Consider the following 2,398-nt stretch of genomic DNA (forward strand, 5'->3'; position numbering starts at 1 on the left):
GCACCCTTTGCCACCAGGTGCTCAGGGAGAACTCTATATTGGTGGTGTCCAGCTTGCTGATGGATATATCAATCAGACAGCGCTTTCAGCTGAACGATTCCTGCCGCTTCCGGGGACTTTGAAGTCATTCCCGATTGAAGGTAATAAACTTTACCGCACTGGAGATTTGGTTCGTCTGACCGCAGAAAATGGGCTTGAATTTTTGGGGCGTATTGATCATCAGGTCAAAATTCGCGGATTACGAATCGAACTGGGTGAAATAGAAACCCAGCTAATGGTTCTGCCACAGGTGAAATCTGCTGTGGTCTCAACGCATCGTGACAATTCAGATCAAGCTCAATTAGTAGGTTACATCGTGCTGGATGTTTCAGATGAGGCAGCCAATGTCATCCCAGATATTCAAAGCCTGCTCAGCAAAGTACTTCCTGATTACATGATCCCAGCCCAGTGGGTTATTCTCTCAAGCTTACCCTATCTCTCCAATGGTAAAGTGAACCGCAATGCACTGCCCAAACCCGAGATATTACCTGCGTCAGATTCATATACAGATGAACTAACGGCACAGGAGAGTCTGGTTGCTACCGTATGGCAGAAAGTATTAAAGCACGCTCAGATACTCCCTGACGTTCCGTTTTACAGTCTTGGCGGCGACTCAATGATGGCTATCAGGGTACGTAGCGCTCTGGAAAGAGAAGGTTTCTCGCTGGATCTTGCAGCACTCTTTCGTAACCCCACGGTACGTCAGGTTGCACGATTGCTTGTTCCGGTTTCTCCACAACTATCTGTTTCTCGATCGCCCTTTTCACTACTGAGTCATCAGGACAAGCAACAATTGCCTCCGGGGCTTGAAGATGCTTACCCCCTCTCTGCCATGCAAAAATCTATGGCCTGGCAGGCAGAGATCGAGCGAGATAGTTCAGTATACCGTGTTGTCACTTCACTGACCTTGGAATTACCGCTTGATGGACAATTGCTTCAACAGGCCATAGAAGAGACTTATCGCCGTCACCCGTTACTGCGTAGTAGTTTTGATCAGTCCAACTACAGTGAGCCTATTCAGTTGGTACATCACGAGGTGTCTGTTGATATTACCGCGGAAGAATCACTCTCCCATTTAACCGAACAGCAGCAACAGCAATTTATTCAGCATTGGGTAGAACAAGCTAAGCTCCATTATCTGGATCTCAATAAAGCACCTTGTCTAGCCTTTTATACTCATCAGCTCAGCCCTCAGCGATTCCAGCTTTCAGTTATTGAGCATCATGTGGTGCTCGATGGCTGGAGCGATCTGGTAATGTTAGATGAAATCATAGAAAACTACCGTGACCTGCGTGAAAACCGCCAGCCGCAACATGCCGTTCTGACTAGCCACTATCGTGATTTTGTCGCTGCTGAACAGGAGATAATTCAGAATAAAAACGCAACTGCATTTTGGCAATCGAAACTGGCTGAGCTGAATCCTGCGCCATTACCCCGTGCGGAGAAAACCGGAAACACGTGGCATAAACGTATTCAGGCAAGCTTGCCCACAGCGCTATGTGAAACTCTTCAGACACTGGTAGTAACACATCAGCTTCCTTTAAAAACATTACTGATTGCTGCACACCTTAAGGTACAGGCTGTGTTAACCGGTCAGAAAGACGTCGCCACTGGGTTGATATTTAATGCCCGTCCTGCTTCGCAGGATGCCGACAAAATGATAGGGGTATTCCTTAACACTTTACCTCTGGCACTTTCGATCGAGCAGGAGTCGTTTATCGATTTAGCCCGGCGGGTACAGCAGTTTGAAGCTGAAGCCTGGCCATGGGGTCTCTATCCGTTCACCGCCATGCAACGTGATTACGGCCAGGAAATTGTGCTGGACAGTTACATCAACTATATGGACTTTCACCGTAACTGGGGCGCGACAGGGTCTGTCGTTTCTCAAGCATTCGGCGTCGCAGACACCAACTTTGCACTGGCTGTTAACTATCTGATGGATCCGGTCAGCGAGAATCTTTCATTGTGGTTCGATTGCAATCTCGGCCAATTGAGCGAGGCAATGTGTGATTTATTGCCGCAATACTACTTGAAAGTGTTGCAGCAGATGGCCGAGGACCCCTTACAGTATGTGTTTGCATCATCCCTTCTCCCCAGAGAACAATATGAACAGATCCAGCAATGGAATAATACGGTTCAGGCTTACGAAAGAGATTATTGCGCTTATCGACAGTTTGAACATCAGGCAAAGCATTTTCCCGATCGAGAGGCACTGTGTTGTCGTGATCAAAGTGTCAGTTACGCAGAGCTCAACCAAATAGCGAATGCCATGGCGATCCGTCTGCAAAAAGCAGGCGTCACATCTGGTGTGCTTGTCGGGGTCTGTCTCAGGCGCAGCGTGGAACTAGTGGCACATACT

General features: G+C 48.0%; 1 protein-coding gene. It reads left to right on the forward strand.

Annotated elements, in window-relative coordinates; all coding sequences use genetic code 11:
- Window positions 1–2,398, forward strand: a 2,398-nt coding sequence (locus PSI17_RS16515; protein ID WP_273553004.1) for a condensation domain-containing protein, incomplete at both ends; no start/stop codon positions are given.

This window comes from Xenorhabdus sp. IM139775 (assembly GCF_028598745.1).
Taxonomy (GTDB): domain Bacteria; phylum Pseudomonadota; class Gammaproteobacteria; order Enterobacterales; family Enterobacteriaceae; genus Xenorhabdus.